Source organism: Actinomyces denticolens, from assembly GCF_002072185.1.
Lineage (GTDB): Bacteria > Actinomycetota > Actinomycetes > Actinomycetales > Actinomycetaceae > Actinomyces > Actinomyces denticolens.
The window spans coordinates 62208-86387 of the sequence record NZ_MVIW01000005.1 but is presented as its reverse complement, the minus strand read 5'-3'; the positions used below and the strand labels follow the sequence as shown (position 1 = coordinate 86387).

Annotated in this window: 17 protein-coding genes; 10 read left to right on the top strand and 7 right to left on the bottom strand. The window is 72.7% G+C overall.

Features of this window, described 5'->3' with window-relative positions; all coding sequences use genetic code 11:
- Nucleotides 1–64: 64 nt before the first annotated feature.
- Nucleotides 65–1366 carry an MFS transporter gene (locus B1H55_RS02600; RefSeq protein ID WP_073452670.1) on the bottom strand — a complete coding sequence of 434 codons (1302 nt, stop codon included), beginning with the start codon at nt 1364–1366 and terminating at the stop codon, nt 65–67.
- Between the two features lie 97 nt (nt 1367–1463).
- Nucleotides 1464–2882: an NCS2 family permease gene (locus tag B1H55_RS02595; protein ID WP_096519628.1), complete on the bottom strand. Its 1419-nt coding sequence runs from the start codon at nt 2880–2882 to the stop codon at nt 1464–1466.
- Between the two features lie 156 nt (nt 2883–3038).
- On the opposite strand from B1H55_RS02595, the gene B1H55_RS02590 reads away from it, so the two are divergent.
- Complete coding sequence (locus B1H55_RS02590) at nt 3039–4001, top strand: NAD(P)-dependent oxidoreductase (protein ID WP_073452622.1); 963 nt, start codon at nt 3039–3041, stop codon at nt 3999–4001.
- Nucleotides 3998–5353 (top strand): TIGR04053 family radical SAM/SPASM domain-containing protein, encoded by a 1356-nt coding sequence (locus B1H55_RS02585; RefSeq protein WP_231952640.1) that lies wholly within the window; start codon nt 3998–4000, stop codon nt 5351–5353. The genes B1H55_RS02590 and B1H55_RS02585 overlap by 4 nt, the downstream gene beginning before the upstream one ends.
- Here the strand turns inward: B1H55_RS02585 and B1H55_RS02580 are convergent.
- Together B1H55_RS02580 and B1H55_RS02575 are read right to left on the bottom strand one after the other, a co-directional pair.
- Complete coding sequence (locus B1H55_RS02580) at nt 5276–6619, bottom strand: DUF3027 domain-containing protein (protein ID WP_080461556.1); 1344 nt, start codon at nt 6617–6619, stop codon at nt 5276–5278. The two genes, B1H55_RS02585 and B1H55_RS02580, sit on opposite strands and share 78 nt — an antisense overlap.
- A 71-nt stretch (nt 6620–6690) precedes the next feature.
- A complete protein-coding gene (locus tag B1H55_RS02575; protein ID WP_169917275.1) occupies nt 6691–8781 on the bottom strand; it encodes a helicase-associated domain-containing protein in 2091 nt (696 codons plus the stop codon).
- Between the two features lie 180 nt (nt 8782–8961).
- Here B1H55_RS02575 and B1H55_RS02570 point away from each other — a divergent pair, with 180 nt between their 5' ends.
- The gene (locus B1H55_RS02570) at nt 8962–10659 is read left to right on the top strand and encodes a DNA repair helicase XPB (RefSeq protein WP_073452616.1); all 1698 of its coding nucleotides are present in this window, start codon (nt 8962–8964) and stop codon (nt 10657–10659) included.
- 49 nt (nt 10660–10708) lie between these two features.
- Here the strand turns inward: B1H55_RS02570 and B1H55_RS02565 are convergent, their stop codons facing one another.
- Together B1H55_RS02565 and B1H55_RS12115 are read right to left on the bottom strand one after the other, a co-directional pair.
- A complete protein-coding gene (locus B1H55_RS02565) occupies nt 10709–13519 on the bottom strand; it encodes a GDSL-type esterase/lipase family protein (RefSeq protein WP_073452615.1) in 2811 nt (936 codons plus the stop codon).
- Nucleotides 13520–13612: 93 nt separating this feature from the next.
- Nucleotides 13613–13825 carry a hypothetical protein gene (locus tag B1H55_RS12115; protein ID WP_143163851.1) on the bottom strand — a complete coding sequence of 71 codons (213 nt, stop codon included), beginning with the start codon at nt 13823–13825 and terminating at the stop codon, nt 13613–13615.
- 230 nt (nt 13826–14055) lie between these two features.
- Here B1H55_RS12115 and B1H55_RS02555 point away from each other — a divergent pair, with 230 nt between their 5' ends.
- The 7 genes from B1H55_RS02555 to B1H55_RS02525 all read left to right on the top strand — a co-directional run bounded on the left by B1H55_RS02555 (nt 14056) and on the right by B1H55_RS02525 (nt 22380).
- Entirely contained in the window at nt 14056–16212 is a 2157-nt protein-coding gene (locus B1H55_RS02555) for a coiled-coil domain-containing protein (RefSeq protein ID WP_080461554.1), read from the top strand.
- Between the two features lie 60 nt (nt 16213–16272).
- The gene (locus tag B1H55_RS02550) at nt 16273–17130 is read left to right on the top strand and encodes a PspA/IM30 family protein (RefSeq protein ID WP_073452609.1); all 858 of its coding nucleotides are present in this window, start codon (nt 16273–16275) and stop codon (nt 17128–17130) included.
- 88 nt (nt 17131–17218) lie between these two features.
- A complete protein-coding gene (locus tag B1H55_RS02545) occupies nt 17219–17839 on the top strand; it encodes an NYN domain-containing protein (RefSeq protein ID WP_073452607.1) in 621 nt (206 codons plus the stop codon).
- A 95-nt stretch (nt 17840–17934) separates the two neighbouring features.
- Entirely contained in the window at nt 17935–18687 is a 753-nt protein-coding gene (locus B1H55_RS02540) for a response regulator transcription factor (RefSeq protein ID WP_080461553.1), read from the top strand.
- Nucleotides 18687–20231, top strand: a complete 1545-nt coding sequence (locus B1H55_RS02535; protein ID WP_073452604.1) for a sensor histidine kinase — start codon at nt 18687–18689, stop codon at nt 20229–20231. Before B1H55_RS02540 ends, B1H55_RS02535 begins: the two co-directional genes overlap by 1 nt.
- Before the next feature lie 173 nt (nt 20232–20404).
- Entirely contained in the window at nt 20405–21715 is a 1311-nt protein-coding gene (locus tag B1H55_RS02530; protein WP_077240887.1) for an HD domain-containing protein, read from the top strand.
- Between the two features lie 371 nt (nt 21716–22086).
- Entirely contained in the window at nt 22087–22380 is a 294-nt protein-coding gene (locus B1H55_RS02525; RefSeq protein ID WP_073452599.1) for a WXG100 family type VII secretion target, read from the top strand.
- Between the two features lie 128 nt (nt 22381–22508).
- Here B1H55_RS02525 and groL read toward each other — a convergent pair whose 3' ends face one another.
- On the bottom strand, nt 22509–24128 hold the full coding sequence (gene groL, locus B1H55_RS02520) for a chaperonin GroEL (RefSeq protein ID WP_080461552.1): 1620 nt from the start codon (nt 24126–24128) through the stop codon (nt 22509–22511).
- Nucleotides 24129–24180 lie beyond the last annotated feature (52 nt).

The following is a 24180-nucleotide window of genomic DNA, read 5'->3' as shown; positions in this document are numbered from 1 at the left end:
GCGGGCGGCCGGGCCCTCGCGCCGCCCCTCTCGTGGGGCGCGGGGGCTGGGAGAAGGATATCGGTCACCCGTCCGCGGGGCCCGGAGCGCTGCCCGCCGGGGGCGGCTCCGGGCCCCCGGCGGCGGAGCGCTCGCGCGGGCCGGTCATGCGTAGGTACGGGCGCGTCGATGAGTGGGTCAGCGCCAGGTGCCAGTGGCGGCGCGTCCACACCAGCGCCGCCGTCGCGACCAGGACGGCCGCCGCGCCCCCGATGAGCAGTGAGGCCCGGGGTCCCCAGGCGTCGGCGAGGCCTCCCATGACGGGGGCGCCGATCGGGGTCGTCCCCAGCTGGGCGATGATGTAGATGCTGATGACCCTGCCGCGGACCTCATCGGGCACGGAGAGCTGGATGGCCTGGTTCGCGCCGGTCAGAACGGTGAGCACGCACAGGCCCACCGGGATGGTCGCCACCGCGAAGGAGCTGTAAGTCGGCATGAGCGCCATCACCATGGTGAACAGCCCGAGGAAGAAGGAGCCCACCACCACCGTGCGCACGCGGGGGGAGCGGCGCCTGGCCGCCCACAGGGCGCCCGCGAGCGATCCGATCGCGAAGACCGAGGAGACCGTGCCGTAGGCGTCGGATTCCAGGTGGAAGACGCTGCGCACCATGGCGGCCATCGTGAGCTGGAAGTTGAGGGTGAGGGTGGAGACCACCGTGACGACGCCGATGATGACGAGGATGTCGGTGCGGCGCCGGATGCAGGCCAGGCCCTCGCGCAGCTGGCCCTTGGAGCGCGGGGCTCTGGCGACGGGCCGGAGCTCGTCGCCGCGCATGAGGATGAGGGCGAGCGCGGGGAACAGGAAGCTCGCGGCGTTGATCTCGAAGACGACGCCCGCGCCGACCCATGCGATGACGACGCCCGCCGCCGCCGGGCCCAGGAGCCGGGCGGCGTTGAAGGAGGCGGCGTTGAGGCCCATCGCGTTGGCCCGCGAGCCGGCGGGCACCAGCTGCGCCACGAAGGTCTGGCGGGCCGGGGCGTCGTAGGCGGCCGCGGCGCCCGAGGCCAGGGCCGCGAGGTACACGTGCCAGAGCTGGGCGCGGCCGGAGATGACCGCCAGTCCCAGGACGAGGGAGACCAGGCCCATCGCCGACTGGGTGGCGATGAGGAAGCGGCGCTGGTTGACGCGATCGGCGACGAGCCCGGCGTGGGCGGACACGAGGAGGGCGGGGAGGAACTGCAGCGCGGTGGTGATGCCGGTGGCGGTGGCGGAGTCGTCGGTGAGGATGCGCAGGACGAGCCAGTCCTGGGCGACCCGCTGCATCCAGGTGCCCGTGTTGGCCACGAGGGCGGCGAAGAACCAGATCCGGTAGTTGTGGAAGCGCAGGGAGGCGAAGGTGCGGCCCTGCTCGGACCAGGCGGGGTCCTCCGCGAGCGCGGAGGACCCCGGGGTCGTACTGGCGGTACTGGCGGTGCTGACCGGCTCAGGCAAGGCCGAGGATCTCCTTGATGGGCGCCATCGTGAAGTAGACCGCGAACAGCGCCGCGGTCAGCCACATGAGCGGGTGGACCCGGCGCGCGCGGCCGACGGCGATCTCGACGAGCGCGTAGGTGAGGAAGCCCGCGCCGATGCCGTTGGTGATCGAGTAGGAGAACGGCATCATGATGATGGTCATGAAGGCGGGGATGCCCAGCTCGGGCCGCTTCCAGTCGATGTCGGCCACCTGGGTCATCATGAGGAAGCCGACGACGACGAGCGCCGGGGTGGCCGCCTCGTAGGGGACCATCGCGACGATCGGGGACAGGAAGACCGAGGCCAGGAACAGTGCCCCGGTGACGATGTTCGCCAGCCCCGTGCGCGCGCCCTCCCCGACGCCCGCCGCGGACTCCACGTAGGAGGTGTTGGAGGACACCGCGCCGAGGCCGCCGGCGATGGCGCCCACGGAGTCCACCACGAGGATCTCGCGGGTGCGCGGCGGGTTGCCGTCCTCGTCGAGGAGGCCCCCCTCGGCGCCGATGGCCACCATCGTGCCCATCGTGTCGAAGAAGTCGGCGAGCATCATGGAGAAGACGAGCAGGACGATCGACACGGCGCCGGCCTTCTCGAAGGAGCCCAGCAGGGAGAAGTGGCCCAGGCCCGACAGGTCCGGCACGGAGACGGGACTGCCGCTCAACGAGGGGACGCTCAGCGCCCAGCCCGTGGGGTTGGAGCCCTCCTCGAAGGCGCCCAGTCCCTGAACGGCCTCGATGATGACGGCCAGGAGCGTGGCGCTGACGATGCCGATGAGGATGGCGCCGCGGACCTTGCGGATGTGCAGGATGATGGTGAGGAACAGGCCCAGGAGGAAGACGATGACGGGCCAGCCCTTGAGGGAGCCGCCCAGGCCGAGCTCGAGGGGCGTGCCGCCGACGCGCACGACCTTGGCGTCCACCAGTCCGATGAGGGCGATGAACAGGCCGATGCCCACGCTGATCGCGGTGCGCAGGAAGGGCGGGACGGCCCGGAAGACCGCCTCGCGGAAGCCGGTGAGGACGAGGATGAGGATGATGACGCCCTCGATGACGACGATGCCCATGGCATCGGCGAAGGTCATGCCGTGGTTGCCGACGATCGTGTAGGCGACCATCGCGTTGATGCCGAGCCCGGCGGCCATGGCCAGCGGGTAGTTGGCGACGACGCCCATGAGGATCGTCATGACCCCGGCGATGAGCGCGGTGCCGGCGGCGATCTTCGCCTTGGCGCCGGTCACGTCGCCGTCGCCCGCGAGGGCGCTGCCCAGGATGAGCGGGTTCAGCACGAGGATGTAGCTCATCGTGAAGAAGGTGACGACGCCGCCCCTGAGCTCACGGGCGACGGTCGAGCCGCGCTCGGTGATGCGGAAGAAGCGGTCGAGGGCCGGCAGCGAGGCGGAGGGCGCGGGGCGGGAGGGCGCGGGGCGGGAGGGCGCGGGGCGCCCGGGGGAAGTGATGCTCACGTTGCCCTATTGTCGCAGACCCCGGCGACGCCCGTGACACCCCGTCAGAAGCCGCCGGCGGCGCCGGCGAACCATAATGGGCCCATGAAGATCCTGCTCACGGCCACCTCCCACCTCGATCCCGCGCCCCTTGCCGCCGCAGGCCACGAGGTCGTCGTCTTCGATGAGACCGCGCCCGTGCCGCCCGAGCACCGCGACGCTCAGGCGATGGTCCTGTGGGGCATGGGCGGCGCGCGGGCCCTCACGACCCTGCGGGACATGGCCGGTTACATGACGCGGCTGCGCTGGATCCAGACCCTCGCCGCCGGACCCGACGCCATCCTCGCCGCGGGCTTCCCGGGCTCCGTTGCGATCAGCACGGGGCGCCACTTCCACGATGCGACGGTGGCCGAGCACACGCTGGCCCTCGCCCTGGCCTGCGCGCGATCCCTGCCCCGGGCGCTGGCGGCTCAGCGCGAGCACCGGTGGGCCCGCGAGCTCGGCGGGGCGAAGCCCCTCCACGATCCCGATCGCCTGACCACCCTCATCGGCGCCCGCGCGCTCGTCTGGGGATTCGGCGCGATCGGCCAGGCGACCGCGGGCCTGCTGACCGCCGTCGGAGCCCGGGTGCGCGGGGTCGCCCGCAGCGCGGGGACGCGGGCGGGCTACGAGGTCATCGCCGCGGAGGACATCGACTCCGCCCTCCCCGCCACCGACCTGCTCGTCATGATCCTGCCCGCCACGCCGTCCACGGCCGGGGCCCTGGACGCCCGCAGGCTGGCCCTGCTGCCGCGCCGCGCCGTCGTGGTCAACACCGGCCGGGGCTCCACGGTGGACACGCCCGCCCTCGACGCCGCGCTGCGCGAGGGGAGGATCGCCGCCGCGGGCCTGGACGTCACCGATCCGGAGCCGCTCCCGGCGGACTCCCCGCTCTGGGACGCGCCGAACCTCATCCTCACCCCGCATGGCGCGGGCGGTCGCCCCGTGGGCGCGATGGAGCGGATCACGCGCAACGCCGGGATCGTGGCCTCCACCCCCGCCGGCGAGCCGATCGAGGGGCTGGCATGACGCCGTCGCGGATCGGGGCCCCCGCCCGGCGGCCCTCCGCCCGACCGGTGCGCGTCCAGCGCCATGACCCCGCTCAGCGCCCGATGCTGGTCACCTGGGAGGCCACCCGCGCCTGCGCCCTGGCCTGCCGCCACTGCCGGGCCGAGGCCGTGCCGCTGCGCAGCCCCTTCGAGCTGGGGCTGGACGAGGCCAAGGCGCTCATGGACGAGGCGGCCTCCTTCGGGCAGCCCGCCGTCATCTTCATCATCACCGGGGGCGACTGCTTCGAGCGGCCGGACCTGGCGGAACTGGCCGCGTACGGGACGGGCCTGGGACTGCATGTGGCGCTCTCGCCGTCGGGGACGGACAAGCTCACCAAGGATGCGCTCGCCGAGTTGCAGGAGGCGGGGGTCAATGTCATCTCCCTGTCCGTCGACGGCGCCACCGCCGCCACGCATGACGCCTTCCGGGGGCTGGAGCGCACCTTCGACCGCACGATCGCCGGCTGGGAGGCCGCCCGTGAGCTGGGGATGAGAGTGCAGATCAACTCGGTGGTGGCGCGCCATAACGTCCATGAGCTCCCGGACATCGCCGCGCTCGTGCGCGACCACGGGGCGATGACCTGGTCGGGGTTCCTTCTGGTACCCACGGGGCGCGGCGTGGATCTGGGGGCCCTGGGCGCCGACGAGGTGGAGGACGTGCTCGGCGCCTTCTACGACATGGGCGAGGCCGTCCCCGTGCGCACCACCGAGGGGCACCACTTCCGGCGCGTGTGCCTCCAGCGCCAGGTCCTCGCCGACCGGGGCGTCTCCGACGAGGAGATGATGCGGATCATGGGGTACGGGCCCCTGTACCGCCGGTTGCGGGAGCGCGTGGTCGAGCTCGGGCTCGACTCGGGGCCCCGGCGGCGGCGCCCGCCGATCACCGTGAGCTCGGGCAGCGGCTTCGTGTTCGTCTCCCACACCGGGGAGGTGACGCCCTCGGGCTTCCTGGAGAAGAGCGCCGGGAACGTGCGCGACTCCTCGCTGACCGAGATCTACCGCCGCTCCGAGGTCTTCACCGGCGTGCGCGACCCGGGGCTGCTGAAGGGCCGCTGCGGGGCCTGCGAGTACAAGGCCGTGTGCGGGGGCAGTCGGGCGCGCGCCTACAACATGACCGGCGATCTTCATGCGGAGGACGCCTCCTGCAATTACCGCCCGGGCAGTTTCCCGTTCCCCGACGACGTCGCCGCGCTCATGAGCGGGTCCGAGCGGCCTCGGGGAGGGGCGCGGGCGGCCTCGGGGAGGGGCGGCCGTTCAGGCGCGGTTGGGCATGAGGGCCTCGAGGTCGGCGAGGCTGGTCAGACCGGTCGTGCCGGTCGTGCCGGTCACTGAGTCAGCAGCCTCGTCCTCGGCATCGGGCCCGTCCGTGGTCCCGGTGGGCGCGGTGGTCCCGGCGGGCTCGGCGGAGCGCTCCGTGCCGAGCTCGGCGGCCAGGACCGCGACGGCGTCGCGCGCGGCGACGGCGCGGTCCTGGCTGGTGTCAGCGGTCCCCGGCGCGTCATCCCCCGCAGGATCCGTCTCGGCCCCGGGCGCGGCGCCGACGGGGGTCCCGGGGGTCTGCGGGGCCTCGTCGGCGGCGGGCCCGATGGGCGCGGTCTCCTCGGCGACGTCCCCGGCGGCGGGCACTGCCGCCTCCTCGGCGATCTCGTCCAGCGGAACACCGCCGCGCAGGTCCTGGCCGTCCGAGGCCACGACCTCCATGCGGCCCTCGTCGATGCGCGAGGGCGCCACCGGCCACTCCGGCCCCTGATCGGGCAGGTCGGTCTCGGAATGGGCGCCGCAGCCGTGGTCGAGGGAGACGACGGAGCCGTCGTCGGGGGCCCACTCGTTGGCGCAGATCCCGAAGGCCTGGCGGAAGGGCCCCGCCATGGGGATGAAGAAGCCGCAGGTGGAGCAGGTGGCGTGGGCCTTGCGGACGCCGTCGGCGTGGGGTCCGTGATCGCCGTCGTACCAGCGCTGGGCGGCCCGCTGGACACCCTCGGGGCTGAGGACCCGCGCGCGCCCGAGGTCGAGCTCGTCGAGGGCGACCCGGTCCCCCTCCTCATCGCCAGTGGCCTCCCAGCCGGGCTCGAGGCGCTCATCGGTCTCGCGCAGGGGGAGGCGATCGGAGCGGCCGACGTCGCCGGGGGCCAGGCGGTCCGCCCAGGGCACCCACACGGGGGCGAGGAGCGCGTCCTCGCCGGGCAGCAGTTCGAGCTCGACCACGGTGGCGGTCCGCGAGCGCGGCGCGCGGCTCATCGTCACGGCCCAGCGCCAGCCGCGGTAGCCGGCCAGGGTGCACTCGAAGAGGTGGGTGACGAGCCGCTCGGCATCCGCGCGGGCCGCCGCGTGGGCGCCGACGGTCTCGGGGATCGTGATCTCCATGAGGGCGGTCCGCGCGAGCTCGACGGCGGTCGCGCTGGTCAGCGTGCGATCCTTGGCGGCGAGGGCGGCCTGGGACGCCGTGGGCAGCGAGCCCCCGCGGGGCAGGTTCGCGGTGGCGGGGTCGGCTGCGGTCCCCACGCTTCCCCGGGGGACCTCGGGGGCCTCAGGGCTCTGCGGGGTCGCGCTCATCTCGGGGGAGGTCGCGCCTACCACGGCGCTCTCGGTTCCAGTCACGCCCCCAGTGTAGAGGGGGCGTCCACGCCCCTCTCGTCGGCGGGCCCGCCGCAGGAGCGCCGGGCGCCCGGTCAGCCCCGGCTGAGCGGCTCCACGGAGACGATGCGGTGGACGGCCACGGTCAGCTCGGTCTCGCGCACGACGTCGGCCAGTCGGACCCGCCCGGGCTCGACGGCGCGCACCCGCACCCGCCGCTCCTGGACCTCGCCGTCGGGTCCCGCCAGGCGCAGCCGCAGCAGGGAGCGGCTGGCCTGGCCCTGCCGCAGGACGGCCAGGGCGTGGACGGGATCGTTCACGGCGACAGCGGGCCCGGCGGCGGTGAGGGCCTCCTGGCCGGCGCGCATCCTGCCCACCATGACGGCGAGCTCCCGGCTGGTGGGAACGCGGCGGCGGGAGGGGACGGACTGGCCCGGGCGGGTGGGTTCGGGGGCTCCGTCGCGGCCGCGCGCGCCGGCGCCCGCGATTCCGTCGATGACGAGGCGGCCGTGCTCGTCCTCCGGGGCGGGGGCGAGCCCCGTGGCCCGCAGCTCGCGCAGGACCCGTCCCGCACCGGCGGTCGCGGTGAGGATCCCGGGGGCGACCTCATCCAGGCCGAGGCCCGCCAGCCGGGACTCGGCGAGGAGCCCGGCGGCGGTGGCCGGGTCGGGGACGCGCAGGATCGAGGCGACGGGGCGCACGCGGATCGCGCCGTGGCGGCGGGCGGCGTCCTCGACGAGGGTCTCCAGCGCCCCCGGCAGGGGCGCCGGGCTGTAGGCGCCGAGCGCGTCGAGGATCTCCTCGGCGCTCAGGCCCGCGTCGAGCGCCCCGCGCACGGAGTCGGGTGTGAAGCGCAGGGTGAGGGCTCCGCCGCGCGACTCGACGACGGCGCTGCGCTCGAGCAGGGCGGCGAGCGGAGCGACGGGGCGGCCCGGGACGATCGCGGTGAGGTCGGACTGGACCAGGAGCATGGGCACCGGCTCGGGCAGGTCGGCGGCGAGCGCGTCCTCCAGGGCAGCCAGTGGGGCCGTATCCGCCTCGGCGCCCGCGCGCTCGTACTCGGCCAGGGCGCGGCCCGCGCGTGAGAGCGCCCCGGCTCCTGTGACCCCCAGGAGCTCGGCCTCGGCGAGGATCGCGGTGATGGCGCCCTCGGGGATGGGGCGGCGGGGGCGGGCCGCGGTGAGAGCGGCGCGCACGAAGCCGGGGGTGGCGGAGGCGCCGTCGGGGAGCGCGGCGAGGAGCGAGAGGACGCGGCGCCGCAAGGAGCAGGCCCAGGGGGCCTCGGCGGCGTCGCCGAGCACCGCCCTCAGGGCGCCGTCCTCACCGCGGCTGCCGACCAGCCATGGGGTGCGGGCGCTGGAGGCCCAGGCCGTGGCGAGGCCTGCCCAGCGCTCGGGCAGGGGCGGGGCGTCGTCGTGGGAGAGCCAGTCCAGTGCGGGGGCGGCGGGGAGCCAGGCGGCGCCGTCGTCGTCGAGGCCGAGGAGGTTCGCGGCAGCGGCGATCTCGATGATCGTGGCGGCCTGGGCGGGGGCCAGGCCGAGGGCCTCGGCGGTGCGGGCCAGGGGGCGCACGCCGACGCCGCCGGTGCGCAGCAGGGGGCCGGGCTCGCGCAGCCATTCGCGCAGGAGCGCGGTGACGAGGCGGACGGCCTCCTCGGCGCGCTGAGCGGACTCGGCGGCGATGGTCGCGGGCGCGATGACGGTCAGGGAGTCGGGGTTGGGGCCGGTGAGGGATTCGACGGGAGGGGGCCAGGCCGAGGCGTCGGGGGCGAGGGCCTCGGCGAGGCCGGGGGCGGGCCGGTTCGAGATCGTCAGGGCGAGGCGGGAGAGCTGGGAGAGCCGGTCGGCGACGGTTCCGAGGGGCAGGGAGAGGCGGTCGGCGAGGAGCGCGGCGAGATCGTCGGCGCTGACGGGATCGGCCTGCCCGGTGAGGCCGATGAGGCCCTCGGCGACGGCGATGGCGGCCGCATCGAGCTGGGCGAGGGCGAGATCGGTGCTGGTTCGCCCGGCGGCGCGGGCCGCGAGCGCGGTGAAGGAGGGCGACGGCGGGGAGAGGAGGTCGGGGCGGGCCAGGAGGAGGGCGGCGATCTCGCGGTCGGGCAGGCCGGTGAGGCGCGCGGCCAGGTCCTCCACCGTCGCCGGGCCTGGTGCGCTCGCCGCGCGCCGCCGCGCCTCCTCACTGCTCATCCCACCAACGGTACCGCCCCGCGCCACCCCGCCCCGCGTCCACTGATTCCGCAGTCGTATGCACGCGTATCCGAGAACAACATACTCGCCCATAGACCCATATAGAGCAGGGGGCCGGCTCCACCGACGTGGCAGAGCGCTCATATCCTCCTCGGCACCGGGAGCGCGATACTCACCCCTATGCTCACCACGCCCGGCCCGTCCACCCCCTCGGCCCCCGACGGCCCGCTCATCGTCCAGAGCGACCGGACGGTCCTGCTCGAGGCCGCTCACCCGGCCGCCGATGACGCGCGCCGCGCCATCGCGCCCTTCGCCGAGCTGGAGCGGGCCCCGGAGCACATCCACACCTACCGGATCACGCCCCTGGCCCTGTGGAACGCGCGCGTCGCGGGCCTGGACGCGGAGACGGTCGTCCACGTGCTCGTCACCTACTCGCGCTTCCCGGTCCCGCACGCCCTGCTCACCGAGATCGCCGAGACGATGGGCCGCTACGGGCGCCTTCAGCTCATCGCCGACCCCGCGCACGGGCTCATCCTGCGCGCCGCGGACCGGCCGGTCCTGGAGGAGGTCATGCGCTCCAAGCGCACCGCGGGGATGCTCGGGGAGCGCCTGGGGGGCACCGACGTCGTCGTGCACCCCTCCGAGCGGGGCCGCCTCAAGCAGGCGCTCATCAAACTGGGCTGGCCCGCGGAGGACCTCGCGGGCTACGTCGACGGCGAGGCCCACCCCATCGCCCTGGCCGAGGACCCGGCCGCCGCGGCCGCCGGCGCCCCCGGGGCCTTCGCGCTGCGCCCCTACCAGCGCGAGGCCGTCGATGCCTTCTGGGCCGGCGGCTCCGGCGTCGTCGTCCTGCCCTGCGGGGCCGGCAAGACGCTCGTGGGGGCGGCGTCGATGGCGCGCTCATCCACCACCACGCTCATCCTCGTGACCAACGCGGTCTCAGCGCGCCAGTGGAAGGAGGAGCTCATCCGCTTCACCTCGCTGACCGAGGACGAGATCGGCGAGTACTCGGGGTCGCGCAAGGAGATCCGCCCCGTGACGATCGCCACCTACCAGGTGCTCACGATGAAGCGGAAGGGCGTCTACCCGCACCTGGACCTGCTCGACGCGCGCGACTGGGGGCTCATCGTCTACGACGAGGTCCACCTCCTGCCCGCCCCCGTGTTCCGCATGACGGCGGACCTCCAGGCGCGCCGCCGCCTGGGGCTGACGGCCACGCTCGTGCGCGAGGACGGGCGCGAGGACGAGGTCTTCAGCCTCATCGGGCCCAAGCGCTACGACGCGCCCTGGAAGGACCTGGAGAATCAGGGCTGGATCGCGCCGGCCGTGTGCACAGAGGTCCGCCTCACCCTCGATGCCGGGGAGCGGATGGCCTACGCCACCTCGGAGGCGGAGGACCGTTATCGGCTGGCCGCCACCAGCCCGCGCAAGCTGGATGTCGTTGAGCGGATCCTCGCGCGCCATCAGGGCGAGGAGGCGCTGGTGATCGGCTCCTACGTCGACCAGCTCGAGGAGATGGCCGAGCACCTGGGCGCGCCGATCATCACGGGGGCGACGACGGTGCGCCGGCGCCAGCGCCTCTACGACGACTTCCGGGCGGGCGAGGTCCCCGTGCTCGTGGTCTCCAAGGTCGCCAACTTCTCCATCGACCTGCCCGGCGCCTCCGTGGCGGTGCAGGTCAGCGGCTCCTTCGGCTCCCGGCAGGAGGAGGCGCAGCGCCTGGGGCGGATCATGCGCCCCAAGTCCGACGGCCGCCAGGCGCACTTCTACACCGTCGTCGCGCGCGACACGAAGGATCAGGAGTTCGCCGCCCACCGCCAGCGCTTCCTGGCCGAGCAGGGCTACGCCTACGAGATCGTCGAGGCCGACGACCTGTGAGGAAAGGGCCGGTCGGGGCGCGTGAGCGCCCCGACCGGCCCCGGCTCCGTCAGCCGATCCACTCCCCGGACTCGGAGAAGCGGTGCCAGTCGGGTCCGAGCCTCACCCAACCCGTGGCCATCGCGCCGCTCTCGCGCAGGTAGTACCAGTTGCCCGCGTCCAGCGCCCAGCCCGTGCGCATCGTGCCGGCGCTGTCCAAGAGGTACCAGGTGCCGCGATCGTTGAGCCATCCCGTGGCCCAGGAGCCGTCCGCGCGTTGGAACCTCCATGTCCCGTCGGGCTGGGGGACCCAGTGATCCGTGGCCTCCGGCTGGGGGCGCTCCGGCGGGCGCGGCGCGTCGCCCGGCCCTTGGGCGCCGGCCTCGCCCGAGGCCACTCGGACCGGGGAGCCGGTCCGGTAGGCGATGGCCGTGGCGACATAGGACGAGGCATTGGGGAGACTCTCGAAGGTGGCCTCCGCCTGCCCCGCCGGAACCACTCGGGTGACCGACCAGCCCTCGTCCTTCCCGGAGACCGTGACGGCGATGTCGCCGATCGCGCCGACCTGCGGCTGCGTGAACGGCTGGAGGTCGACGGTGGCCGTGGTCCCCGAGGCGGCCGCGCTGACCGTGATCCCCGGCGCGGGCGCCTGGGCCGCCGAGATGGCCGGCTCGTACTGGAGCACGGCCTGCTCGTTGTCCGGGGTCCACAGGCCGAGGGCGCTCAGGAAGAGCCTGGCCATGTAGCGCTGCCCGTTGAACCCGGGGTGCAGGTTGTTGCCCATGAGGATCTGGTCGACCTTGTTGGCGTCCGCGGGGTCGCTGATGAGCCAGGGGTAGGACTCCGCGGATTCCTGCCATCGGGTGAACTGGTCGACGACGACGAGCCCGTCGTCCTCGGCGCCGAGCTGCTTCATGATGGCGACATAGGGCTTGACCTGCTCACTCCTGCTGCCCGGAGTCGGGGTGCGCAGGATGATGACCGCGTCGGGGTTCTTCGCCCGGATGCGCTCGATGATGGTCCGGAGGTTCTTCCGGTAGGTCTCGGGGGGCGTGGCCGCGTTGGTGGAGTCGTTCGTGCCGATCATCAGGGAGACGACGTCGGCCGGGTAGTTCTCCAGGCGCGGCCCGATCTGCGCCAGGGTGTCCGCAGTGGTGGACCCGGACACGGCGGTGTTGACCACCACGTCGTCCTTGCGGCCCAGGACCTCGTGGACGTACTTCTCCACGACCTGGGGGACGGCGTCGTAGCCCTTGGTGTGCAGCGCCCCGTGAGTAATGAAGTCCCCCATGAACAGCCAGGTCAGGGGACGCCCCTGGCCCAGCTTGCCCGAGAGCCTCTCGATCGGCGTGGCGGCGGCGGGGCTGAAGGAGCCGGATGCGAGGTCGCCGCGCAGCGTCGTCAGTCGCTGGGCGCCGTCGGCCGACGTGGTGACGATCTCGACGCGCCCGGTGCCCGGCAGGCCGCGAAGCGGTGCGGTGCCCCCGGCATCCACCGAGACGGAGGAGAGCGTCGCGCCGACCTTGGGCGGGGCGAGGTCGGTGTCCTCGTCGGACAGGATCACCCGGGCCTCGACGCGCCAGCGCCCGCCGACCTCCTGGGGGATCGAGACCGACAGGGAGCCGGACTTCAGGGCGGCGGTCGGCGTCTCCGTCCTGAAGGTCGTGGGCGCGGGGCTCTCCTTGCGATCGACGGCCACGCCCTTCCCGGGGAAGTCGGAGGGCAGGCCGATCGTCGCATCGGCGAGCTGGCGGCCCAGGATGAGGTGGCCCCGGGCGGTGAGCGCGGAGTCGGCCCTCAGCACCGCCGAGGTGAAGTCGCTGTCCGCCCTGGTCTGGGAGAGGTGGTCGACGATGATGATCCTGGAGTGGATCACGGGCTTGCCCGCGTACTCGTTGACGACGTCCTTCGCGGCCGCCGCGTAGCGCTCGGCGAGGTCCGCCCCCTCCTTGGGCTGGTAGGGGAGCTGGACGACGGCGAAGGCGCCGGATCGCACGCCGACCGCCTTGTCGATGAACTGCCGGAGGCTGCCCTGGAAGGCGGGGACCCCGGCCTCGTCGGCGGCGTAGTCGTCAGGGCCGATGAGGTAGGCGGTGGCCTTCGGGCTCAGGGGCGCGACACGGGTGTCGAAGTCGGCCACGACGTCGGACAGGACCGCGCCGGGGCGGGCCAGGTTGACTGTGTAGCGCTGCATCGCGTGGACCTTGTTCCCGCTCTGGGCCCGGTCCCAACGGATGTACTCCTCGAACTGGCCGACGTAATTGCGGACCCCTCGCGTCTGCGAGAAGCCGCCGGCGACGTCGGCGCCCCCGGTGAACGCCCAGGTGTTGTCCGGCGAGTCGTTGAAGAGCTCGGCGCGCGCCCCGCCGGGGCCGTCCGAGCGCGCTCCGGCGAGCGTGATGGTCTTGGCGTCCTCATCGGACACTGCCTGCGAGGTCACCAGGACATCGGAGATCTCGCCGGTGAAGCCGTGGCGCACCGTGCCGTCGGCCTCCCGGTAGCCGCCGATGCTCACCTCGTTGATCCCGGTGAGGGCGCTGAGCAGGCCGTCGAAGGCGGTATTCGTGGTGCTGAACACCTCGCGCCCATCGACCGTCAGACGCATCGTCTTGGCGTCGGTCGAGCTGAACGCGGCCATGTGCCACTGGTCGCGCCCCGCTCCGAGGGCCGACTCGGCCTGGCCCTGCGGGAGGGCGTAGCGCACGACGCCCCCGTCCTTCTTGACGAAGAAGGACGCGACGTCCGGCACTCGATCGAGCTCCTTGCCGGGCACGGCCCCCAGGGCGGCTCCGGCCTTCCTGGCGCCCAGGAGGAGCCCGGGCGCATTGGTCCCCCGGCTGCGGAAGCGGATGAGAACCGTGCCGTGGTGCAGCCCGCGCAACCGCTCGGCGCGATCATCGAGGCTGATGGCCCTGGTGCCGTCGAAGACGGAAGTCCTGGCCGGTCATGGCGATGGAGACCTCGGCGCTCGCCCTCAGCGGCTCGAGGAGCGGGTTGTCGTGGGTCGGCTGCCCGCCTTGGGCCGCCTCGGCCCCTGTTGCGGTTGGCCGCCTTGGACGTCCTCGGCGGCCGCGGCCGAGGGGGTGATGATCATCGTCAGCGCCAGAACGGCCACGGCGAGGGGCTTGGGCGGCCTGGCGAAGATGGGCAGGAGGGCGGCCTTCCGCCGCCTCGATCTCAGCAGCATGACATCGTTGTCCTTCTATGCGTGCAGGGACTGTGGGTGGTAGAGCGGGAACTCCGGGCGCCAGGATCATAACGTTCATCTGACGTCCTATGTCCTGACGGAGTGTCATCCCTCCCGCCCTGCGGGGACGCGCCTCCGAGACCATCGGGGCCGACGACCATGAGCGGATCGCTCAGGCGTGGGCGAAACGAGTTGCCTCAGGCACACTCCGACGGCGACGATGGGCCGTGATGCTATCGACAGCCCGCCCCTCGCGCCGCCCTTGTGGCGCGCCGCGCCCGGCCATCCCGATCCTCCTCGCCCTGGGCGCGGGGACTCTCATCGCGCCCGCCGCCGACGCCCAGGCACCGGCACCGGTGTCCACCGCCATCACCGCCTCCGCCGCGATGGCCGCCGCGGCGCCGGCCACGGGCGCGCCGGCCACGGGCGCCGCCGCTCGCGTCGTCGACGGCGCGAACATCCTGGACGACGCCGCAGCCGCCTCCGCCGTCGAGAAGGCCGCGAAGGACGGGATCACCCTGTCGATCCTCACGACCACCGATGAGACGAGCAAGGCCGAGGCGCTGGCCAAGAAGGAGTGGAGCGCCAAGGGCATGGGCGCCTCGGACGCCCTGCTCGTCATCAACATGCCGGCCTCGGGATCGAACTCCTACTACCTGGCCACGGGCAGCGGCATCCCGGCCTCGAAGCGCAGCGAGCTGGGCAGCGACATCGGCTCCTACATGCGCTCCCACGACTTCGACGGCGCCGTCGCCGCGCTTCCGGGGCTCCTGGCCAAGGCCAAGGGCGGAGGCGGGTCCGGGGGCGGCGACTCGTCGGGCCTGCCGGCCACGGGCCTCGTGCTGCTGGCCGGTGGGGGCGCCGCCGCTGCGGGGACCGCCTACGCCATCTCGCGCCGACGCAAGTCGAGAGCCTCATCCCCCCAGGAGGACACCGTGTTCTGGAATCGCAAGAAGAAGGCGCCCGAGCAGGCCGGCCCGGTGCCCCTGGACCAGCTCATCACCCAGGCGGGCGCCGCCCTCGTAACCGCCGATGACGCGATGCGCGCCGCCGACGAGGAGCTGTCCTACGCCCAGGCGCAGTTCGGCCTGTCCGCGACCGACTCCTTCACCGAGGCGCTGAGCCAGGCCAAGGCGCATCTGAGCCGCTGCTTCGAGCTGCGCAAGATCCTCGACGACGACATCCCCGAGACCGAGCCCCAGCAGCGCCGGATGTACGGGGAGATCCTCGACCGCTGCCAGCAGGCCATGGGCGCGATCCAGGCGCAGAAGCAGCTCTTCGAGGAGCGGCGCGGCATCGAGTCCGCCCTGCCGACCTCCATGTCGGAGACCGCCCAGCGCGCCGACGAGACCGAGCAGGCGATCACCATGGCCAAGACGCTCCTGGTCACCCTGCGCGCCACCTACCCCGCCTCGGCCCTCACCTCGGTCTCCGAGGCGCCCGTGCGCGCCGAGAGACTGCTGGCCGCGGGCCGCACCGCCCTGGAGCAGGCCAGGGCCAGCGCCGACGCCGGGCAGCAGTCCACCGCCGTCGAGCAGGTGCGCATCGCCCAGGGCTCGATCGCCCAGGCCGGCACCCTGGCCGCCCAGGTGACCAGCGCCAATGAGCGGCTGAGCACGGCCTCGGCGGACCTCGCGGCGGCGATCGCCTCCCTGTCCTCCGACCTCGTGGACGCCACGCGCCTGGCCGACCAGGTGCCCAGTGCCACACTCGCCCCGCTGGTGGCCGACGCCGAGGCCGCGATCGCCGAGGGCCGCGCCGCCTCCGGGCGCGCCAGCACCGACCCGTCCGCCCCGGTCACCGGCGATCAGGTGACGGGCGACCCCCTGGCCGCGCTGGATCACCTCAGCCGCGCCGAGACCGCGATCGACGCGGCCCTCGCTCCGGCGCGGGCGAAGGAGGAGAACGACTCGCGCGCCCGCAGTCAGCTGGGCTCGCGCCTGTCCCGCCTCAACTCGCAGGTGCAGTCCGTGACCACCTACATCACCACGCACCGCGGCGCCGTCGGCTCGTCCGCCCGCACCGCCCTGTCCGAGGCGGCCCGCCACGCCTCGGCGGCCACCACCACGCAGGCCGCGGACCCGCAGGCGGCCCTGGCCGAAGTGGCCGCCGGAGAGCCGCTGGTGGCGCAGGCGCAGGCACTGGCGGAGGCCGACGTGCGCAATGCCGGCAACGCCTGGGGCCCCGGCTCCAACTACTCCCGGGGGTATGACCGCCGCGGCGGCGGCCTCGACCTCGGCTCGCTCGTGCTCGGAGGGATCCTCATGGGCAGCATCTTCGACGACGACCGCCCCCATCACATCGGTGGCTGGGGCGGCGGGGACTTCGGCGGCTTCGGAGGAGACTTCGGCGGCGGCGACTTCGGAGGCTCCGGCGGGGACTTCTGAGCCCCCTCACCACTGTCCAACCCCTATCACCTCAACCACCACCCGAAGGGAACCCCAACCATGGCTGAGAAGCAGTCGATCCTGGGCCGTATCGCCCAGCTGACCCGCGCGAACATCAACGCCCTCCTCGATCGCGCCGAGGACCCGGAGAAGATGCTCAACCAGCTCGTGCGCGACTACACGAACTCCATCGCCGAGGCCAAGCAGGCCGTTGCCCAGACGATCGGCAACCTGCGCCTGACCGAGAAGGACTACGAGGCCGACGTCGCCGAGGCCAAGGACTGGGGGGCCAAGGCACTGGCCGCCTCCCGCAAGGCCGACGAGATGCGTGCCGCCGGGGACGCCGCGGGCGCCGACAAGTGGGACTCCCTGGCCAAGGTGGCCATCACCAAGCAGATCACGGCGGAGAAGGAGGCCAAGGAGGCCGAGCCGATGATCGCCTCCCAGCGCCAGGTGGTCGAGCAGCTCAAGACGGGCCTGAACCAGATGGAGGTCAAGCTCGGCGAGCTCAAGTCCCGCCGCGACCAGCTCATCGCCCGTCAGAAGACCGCCGAGGCCCAGGTCAAGGTCCAGGGGGCCATCAGCTCGATCAACGTCATGGACCCCACCTCCGAGCTCTCCCGCTACGAGGAGCAGGTGCGCCGCGTCGAGGCGCAGGCGGCCGGCCAGATGGAGCTGGCGAGCTCCTCCCTGGAGTCCCAGTTCGCCGAGCTCGAGGCCTCCGACGCCCAGATCGAGGCCGAGGCCCGCCTGGCCGCCCTCAAGTCCGGCAGCAACGGGGCGCTGCCCTCCGCGGCCGCCGCCCCCGCCCAGATCACCGATGGGGATGACGCCGTCAACGCCGCGTTCGAGGCCCTCAAGGCCCAGAGCAGGCCCGCCGCCCAGCCCGTCACCGACGAGGACGCCTCCTCGTACTGACCCGCCGAGCCCGGTACTGACCCCGGCATCCCACTGCCCCGGCCCGGGCGGCGCGCCCGTCGGCGCGCCGCCCGGCTACGATAGGCGCATGAGCAACCCCACCTACCTCCTCATCGATGGCGAGAACATCGACGCCACCCTCGGCATGAGCGTCCTCGGACGGCGCCCCGAGCCCGATGAGCGCCCCAGGTGGGACCGCGTCCTATCCTTCTGCGACTCCCTGTCGGACGCGTCGTCGTCGGAGGGCAAGGGCGAGGACGCCCACGGCCTGTTCTTCCTCAACGCCACGAGCGGCCACATGCCGATGGGCTTCATCCAGGCGCTCATGGCGATGGACTACCGCCCGATCCCGCTGTCGGGCTCCGGCGCCGTCGACGAGAAGGTGGTGGACACCGGTATCCAGCGGACCCTCGATGCGCTGGCCGAGCGCCTCGCCGCCCAGCGCGAGGAGGACGAGTCCGCTCGCCTCCAGGTGCTCCTGGGCAGTCACGACGGCGACTACATCCCCCAGGTCGAGAGGCTCCTCGACGGCGGCGCGCAGGTCGGCGTCCTGTGCTTCCGCGAGTTCCTCAACTCCCATCTGGCCGCCCTGGAGGCCCGGGGACTGAGGATCCACGACCTGGAGTACGACGTCGACGCCTTCACCTCCGTGCTGCCGCGCATCCGGATCATCCCGCTGCAGGAGTTCGACCCGCTGCAGTTCATCTGAGCCCGGCCGCACCGGGTCGGCCCGGCCTCCCGCGGGCGCTCCCGCACCCCAGCGATCACTCAGGAAACTCCCAGGAATCCTGCGACAATGGGCGCATGGATCTCGACGCACGCATCGGCACGCCTCAGGCATCCACCGAGGCCAAGCTCCTCGTTGTCGACGATGAGCCGAACATCCGCGACCTGCTCGCCTCCTCCCTGCGCTTCGCGGGATTCGATGTCATCACGGCCACAGACGGGAACCAGGCCCTGCGCACCATCGAGTCCGATGAGCCCGACCTCATCGTCCTGGACGTCATGCTCCCGGACATGGATGGCTTCACTGTGGCCAGGCGGGTGCGGGAGCGGGACATCGCCACGCCGATCCTGTTCCTCACCGCCCGCGACGACATGGACGACAAGGTCCAGGGCCTGACGGTGGGCGGGGACGACTACGTCACCAAGCCCTTCGGCCTGGAGGAGGTGGTGGCCCGCATCCGCGCCATCCTGCGCCGCACGCACGCCGTCGACGAGGCCGATGACGGCACGCTGCGCGTGGCCGACCTCATCCTCGACGAGGACGCGCACGAGGTGCACCGCGCCGGCGTCGAGGTGGAGCTCTCCCCCACCGAGTTCAAGCTGCTGCGCTACCTCATGATCAACGCGGGGCGCGTGGTCTCCAAGACCCAGATCCTCGATCACGTCTGGGAGTACGACTGGAGCGGGGACGCCGCGATCGTGGAGTCCTACATCTCCTACCTGCGCCGGAAGGTGGACCAGATCGAGGCAATCGACGGCACCACCGTGGTCCCGCTCATCCAGACCCGTCGCGGCGTGGGCTACATGCTGCGCGAGCCCAAGGGTGACTGATGCCGCCATCCCGGAGGCGGGACCGCTTCCACCCCATCGTCGAGTCCAAGCGCTACTGGCACTCCCAGCCGCTGCGCACCCGACTGGCGCTCATTACCACGGGCCTGCTCACCGTGGGGCTCCTGACCACATCCCTGGTCACCACCTCACTGCTGCAGACCCACCTCATGGGGCAGGTCGATGACCAGCTCAAGGTGACCTCCCGGACGATCGGCGACCGGGGCCTGGAGTACCTCCAGCAGGATGGAAGGAGCTCGCAGGCCCCGACCACCTATTACATGGAGGCCCAGTACTCCAGCGGCAAGATCGGCCGGATGGTCAATGACAAGACGACGGCGGAGTACGGCATCCCGTCGCTGGGAACCCTGTCGCTGGACGACGGCAACCCGTTCACCGTCCCCTCCTCGTTGCCGGGCCACTACTGGCGCGTCCTGCCCCTGGAGATCAAGGATCAGGATGGCAACTACGCCGGCATCGTCGCCATCGCGCTGCCGCTGCGCAATGTCCAGGAGACCGTGGAGCAGACCAGGCTCGTCGTCGCCGTGGCGGACGTCATCGTCGTCCTCGTCGGGGCGGCCCTGGCCACCTACCTCGTCCACCGGTCCTTCGGCCCGCTGCGGCAGATCGAGGGCGTGGCGGGCCGCATCTCCCGGGGGGACCTGTCCGCCCGCGTGCCGGCGACCGAGCCGCCGATGACGGAGGTCGGCTCGCTGCAGCAGGCCCTCAACACGATGCTCCAGCAGAACGAGCACGCCTTCTCCGTCCAGGTCACCGCGCAGGAGCGCATGACGCGGTTCGTCTCCGACGCCTCCCACGAGTTGCGCACCCCGCTGTCGGCGATCCAGGGATACGGCGAGCTCTACCGCATGGGCGGCGTGCCCGCGGAGCGCACGAGCGAGGTGATGGGGCGCATCGAGTCCGAGGCCACCCGCATGGGCCGCCTCGTGGAGGACCTCCTCCAGCTGGCCCGCATGGATGAGGGCCGCAAGATGGACATCGCCCCCGTCGACCTCACCGCCGTGTGCGCAGGCGCGCTCACCGACATGGCGGTCCTCGCCCCTGAGCGCGACTGCGCGCTGCTGCGGCTCGACGGCGCCCCCGCGGACCCTCAGCCGCTGACCGTCATGGGGGACCGCGACCGGCTCGCCCAGGTCATCACCAATCTCCTGGGCAACGTGGTGCGCCACACGCCCGCGGGGACGCCTGTGGAGATCGCACTGGGACCGATCGGCGAGCGCTCGGCCATCATCGAGGTGCGCGACCACGGACCCGGGATCGCCCCCGAGGACGCGAGCAAGGTGTTCCAGCGCTTCTACCGGGCGGACACCTCCCGCAATCGGGAGACCGGCGGATCGGGACTGGGCCTGTCGATCGTCGCCGCGATCATCCAGCGCCATCAGGGGACGATCGGCATCACCCCGACCCCGGGCGGCGGCGCGACGGTGCGCATCGAGATCCCCCTGGCCAAGCCCGTTCAGCCCCCCGCCCCGGGCGGCGGGGCCCGGGCGGCGCGGGGGAAGGAGCCGGGCCAGGCGCCGGAGTAGGCCCGGCCTGAACGTGAGGCCCGTCGCCGCAGGTGGGGAGCCCCCGGGCGGACCCTCATGGGGAGCGCTGCCCGAGGTGGCGGGCAGAACACGGTCGCGCTTCGACTTTCCCGCCCCGCAGCCCTACGATGGCAACTGTTCTGTTATCTCCAATGAGGCATCGGAGGCATGGCATGGCCGTCGACGACGCGCCGCAGTGGCTGCTCCCCGCCTTCGTGCGCAGCCTCAAGGCCCTGGGCACGACGGCTGATCCGGAACGGATCCGCGCTGCCGGCCAGGCGCTGATCGAGCGCTGGTCCACCCCGGACCGCCGCTTCCACAACCTCAAGCACGTCATCGACATGCTCGCCCGCGTGGACGAGCTCGCGGATGAGTCCCATTACCCCGACATCATGCGCATCGCCGCCTGGTACCACGGCTGCGTGTTCTCCGCGGAGACCAAGGAGACCTACCAGCGCAACGGCGGCGAGGACGAGGTCGCCTCCGCCGCCGAGGCCGCCAAGGAGCTCGCCGCCCTGGGGGTGCCGGATGCCACGGTGGACCGCGTCTGCGCGCTCATCCTCAACCTCAAGAGCCATACACTCCCCGCCAACGACATGGACGCCAGCGCCCTCAATGACGCGGATCTGGGAACCCTCGCCGTCGAGCCGCAGTTGTACAAGAAGTACCGGATGGCCGTCCGCGAGGAGTACGCCCACATCCCCGACGAGCGCTACTACGCGGCGCGCCTGGCGATCATCACCCGGCTCCTGGATCGCGATCGTCTCTTCTCCTCACCGCTCGGCGAGCGCTGGGAGCTGCCCGCCCGGCAGAACCTGGCCGCCGAGAAGAACCGGATCGAGTGCGCGCTGGCGAAGATCGCCGCGGGCGAGCCCCTGACCGGCAACGATCTGGCCTGCCCCGGGGGCGCCGACGCCGGTGCCGCGGCCTCGCCCGCCACTCCGGCCGGCCCCTCGCAGGGGGCGAGGGTCGTCCCGGCTCCTGCGGAGAGAGTGGCACCCCCCTCCCCGGCGGCCACGGCCCCATCGGAGGCCCGGCCCGCTGAGTCCGCGGGTGACCCGACGGCGGCCGCCCCCGCTCAGCCCGCCGCGCGCCCTGAGGCACTGCCCCCCTCGATCCCGCCGGCGGCCCCTGCGGCATCGGGCCCGGCACCGGGCTCCGTGTCATCGGCGCCGTCCTCGCCGTCGCCCCAGACCCCCTCCCGGGGGATCCCGCGCACCGCCGAGGTGAGGCGGGAGCACGACGAGCACGCCACCTCGATGGAGACCTGCGCCGAGGACATCGACCGCCTCCTGGCCTCGCCCCGCGCGGGGGAGGAGCCGGTGGCGCGGGACCGCCAGGCCATGGCCCAGGCCGAGCGCGAGCGCATGGCCGAGCGCCTGCGCCTCAAGACCGAGGAGGCCAAGATCGCCCGCGAGGCCCGCACAGGCGAGTTCACGCCGATCCTCGACGAGGTCGTCGAGGACGGCGCGGGCGATCTCTGAGCCCCGCACCCTCTGACACGCCTCGCCCCTCTGCTCCGCGCCCCCTGAGCCCCTCCTGCGCCCCTCACCCCCTGAGCCCCTCCTGCGCCCCTCACCCCCTGAGCCCCTCCTGCGCCCCTCACCCCCGGCGACTTCGTACTTCTGGTGACGAGTTCGGCGGGCAGGGGTGCGAACTCGTCACCAAAGATACGAACTCGCGGGCCGGGACCACTGCGGAGCCCGACTCCGGGCGCCCAGCACCACAGGCGCCGCTGCGCGCAGTGCTCGGAGCGGCCTGTGCGCGGATGACCGAGGGCTCCTTGGCGCGCGCCTACCGTGGAATCGACGGCGCCGCTCGGCGCTCACCCACCCACGCAGGAAAGGTACTCATCATGCCCGTCTTCTCCGTCGACACCCAGGCGGTCTCCGACACCGCCAGCCGCACCGCCACCCGCATCGCCACCATCCAGGCGGAGGTCGATGCCATGAACAGCGACATCGCCACGCTGGAGACCACCTGGTCCGGCACTGCCTCCATGTCCATGAGCACGGCGGCGGCCTCCTGGCACCTCACCCAGCTGAGGGTCCAGGACAGCCTCGACATGCTCCGCGCCGCGCTCGGCGTCTCCGCCGACTCCTACTCCAACGCCGAGTCCGGCAACCAGGCCCTCTTCGTCCCCAAATGAGCCGCCGTCGCGCGACGGGCCCCAGCGTGCGACGGCGGGCCGCCCCACTGGGATTCAGTGGAACGGCCCGCCGCCGATGGGCCCGGGGGCTGATGCCCCGGAGAAATCCCCTTCAGGGGAGGAGCGGATCAGTACATGCCGCCCATCTCGTCACCGCCGGCGGCCGGGGCGGCCGGGGGCTCCGGCTTGTCCGCCACAACGGCCTCGGTGGTGAGGAAGAGGCCCGCGATGGACGCGGCGTTCTGCAGGGCGGAGCGGGTGACCTTGACAGGGTCGGCGATGCCGGCCGCGAGCAGGCTCACGTACTCGCCGGTGGCGGCGTTGAGACCCTCGCCGGTGGGCAGGTTGCGCACGCGGTCGACCACGACGCCGCCCTCGTAGCCGGCGTTGACGGCGATCTGCTTGAGCGGGGCCTCCAGGGCGACCTTGACGATCGCGGCGCCAGTGGCCTCGTCGTCGGCGAACTCGAGGCCCTCCAGGGCGGCGGCGGCCTGGATGAGGGCCACGCCACCACCGGCGACGATGCCCTCCTCGACGGCGGCCTTGGCGTTGCGCACAGCGTCCTCGATGCGGTGCTTGCGCTCCTTGAGCTCGACCTCGGTGGCAGCACCGGACTTGAGGACGGCGACGCCGCCGGCCAGCTTGGCGAGGCGCTCGGAGAGCTTCTCGCGGTCGTAGTCGGAGTCGGACTTCTCGATCTCGCCGCGGATCTGGGCGACGCGGGCCTCGATGGCCTCCTTGTCACCGGCGCCCTCGACGATCGTGGTCTCGTCCTTGGTGACGACGACCTTGCGGGCCTGGCCCAGGTCCTCGATGGTGGCGTTCTCCAGCTTGAGGCCGACGGTCTCGGAGATGACGGTGCCGCCGGTGAGGATCGCCATGTCCTGCAGCATCGCCTTGCGGCGGTCGCCGAAGCCGGGGGCCTTGACGGCCACGGACTTGAAGGTGCCGCGGATGCGGTTGACGACGAGGGTCGCCAGGGCCTCGGCCTCGACGTCCTCGGCGATGATGGCCAGCGGCTTGCCGGCCTGCATGACCTTCTCCAGCAGCGGCAGGAGGTCCTTGACGTTGGAGATCTTGGACTCGACGAGCAGGACGTAGGCGTCCTCGAGGACGGCCTCCTGGCGGTCGGCGTCGGTGACGAAGTAGGGGGAGATGAAGCCCTTGTCGAAGCGCATGCCCTCGGTGACCTCGAGCTCGAGGCCGAAGGTGTTGGACTCCTCGACGGTGATGACGCCCTCGTGGCCGACCTTCTCCAGGGCCTCGGCGATGAACTCGCCGATCTGGGGGTCGGCGGCGGAGATGGAGGCGGTGGCAGCGATCTCGTCCTGGGTCTCGACGTCCTTGGCGTCGGCGAGCAGGCGCTCGACGACGGCGGCCACGGCCTTGTCGATGCCGCGGCGCAGGGCGATCGGGTTGGCGCCGGCCGCGACGTTGCGCAGGCCCTCGCGCACGAGCGCCTGGGCGAGCACGGTGGCGGTGGTGGTGCCGTCGCCGGCAACGTCATCGGTCTTCTTGGCGACCTCCTTGACCAGCTCGGCGCCGATCTTCTCGTAGGGGTCCTCCAGCTCGATCTCCTTGGCGATGGTCACGCCGTCGTTGGTGATCGTGGGGGCGCCCCACTTCTTGTCGAGCACGACGTTGCGGCCCTTGGGGCCGAGGGTGACCTTGACGGTGTCGGCGAGGGTGTTGAGGCCTCGCTCCATGCCGCGGCGGGCCTCCTCCTCGAAAGCGATGATCTTGGGCATTGTGTTCCTCCACTGCGTGGTGGGTGGCTGGTTCGCGCCCGCGACGGACGGA

What these genes read in the sequence shown, in the direction of transcription:
- B1H55_RS02590 (WP_073452622.1), top strand. Translation starts at nt 3,039, where the DNA reads ATGAAGATCCTGCTCACGGCCACCTCCCACCTCGATCCCGCGCCCCTT.
- B1H55_RS02585 (WP_231952640.1), top strand. Translation starts at nt 3,998, where the DNA reads ATGACGCCGTCGCGGATCGGGGCCCCCGCCCGGCGGCCCTCCGCCCGA.
- B1H55_RS02575 (WP_169917275.1), bottom strand. Translation starts at nt 8,781, where the DNA reads ATGAGCAGTGAGGAGGCGCGGCGGCGCGCGGCGAGCGCACCAGGCCCG.
- B1H55_RS02570 (WP_073452616.1), top strand. Translation starts at nt 8,962, where the DNA reads ATGCTCACCACGCCCGGCCCGTCCACCCCCTCGGCCCCCGACGGCCCG.
- B1H55_RS12115 (WP_143163851.1), bottom strand. Translation starts at nt 13,825, where the DNA reads ATGCTGCTGAGATCGAGGCGGCGGAAGGCCGCCCTCCTGCCCATCTTC.
- B1H55_RS02555 (WP_080461554.1), top strand. Translation starts at nt 14,056, where the DNA reads ATGCTATCGACAGCCCGCCCCTCGCGCCGCCCTTGTGGCGCGCCGCGC.
- B1H55_RS02550 (WP_073452609.1), top strand. Translation starts at nt 16,273, where the DNA reads ATGGCTGAGAAGCAGTCGATCCTGGGCCGTATCGCCCAGCTGACCCGC.
- B1H55_RS02545 (WP_073452607.1), top strand. Translation starts at nt 17,219, where the DNA reads ATGAGCAACCCCACCTACCTCCTCATCGATGGCGAGAACATCGACGCC.
- B1H55_RS02540 (WP_080461553.1), top strand. Translation starts at nt 17,935, where the DNA reads ATGGATCTCGACGCACGCATCGGCACGCCTCAGGCATCCACCGAGGCC.
- B1H55_RS02535 (WP_073452604.1), top strand. Translation starts at nt 18,687, where the DNA reads ATGCCGCCATCCCGGAGGCGGGACCGCTTCCACCCCATCGTCGAGTCC.
- B1H55_RS02530 (WP_077240887.1), top strand. Translation starts at nt 20,405, where the DNA reads ATGGCCGTCGACGACGCGCCGCAGTGGCTGCTCCCCGCCTTCGTGCGC.
- B1H55_RS02525 (WP_073452599.1), top strand. Translation starts at nt 22,087, where the DNA reads ATGCCCGTCTTCTCCGTCGACACCCAGGCGGTCTCCGACACCGCCAGC.
- groL (WP_080461552.1), bottom strand. Translation starts at nt 24,128, where the DNA reads ATGCCCAAGATCATCGCTTTCGAGGAGGAGGCCCGCCGCGGCATGGAG.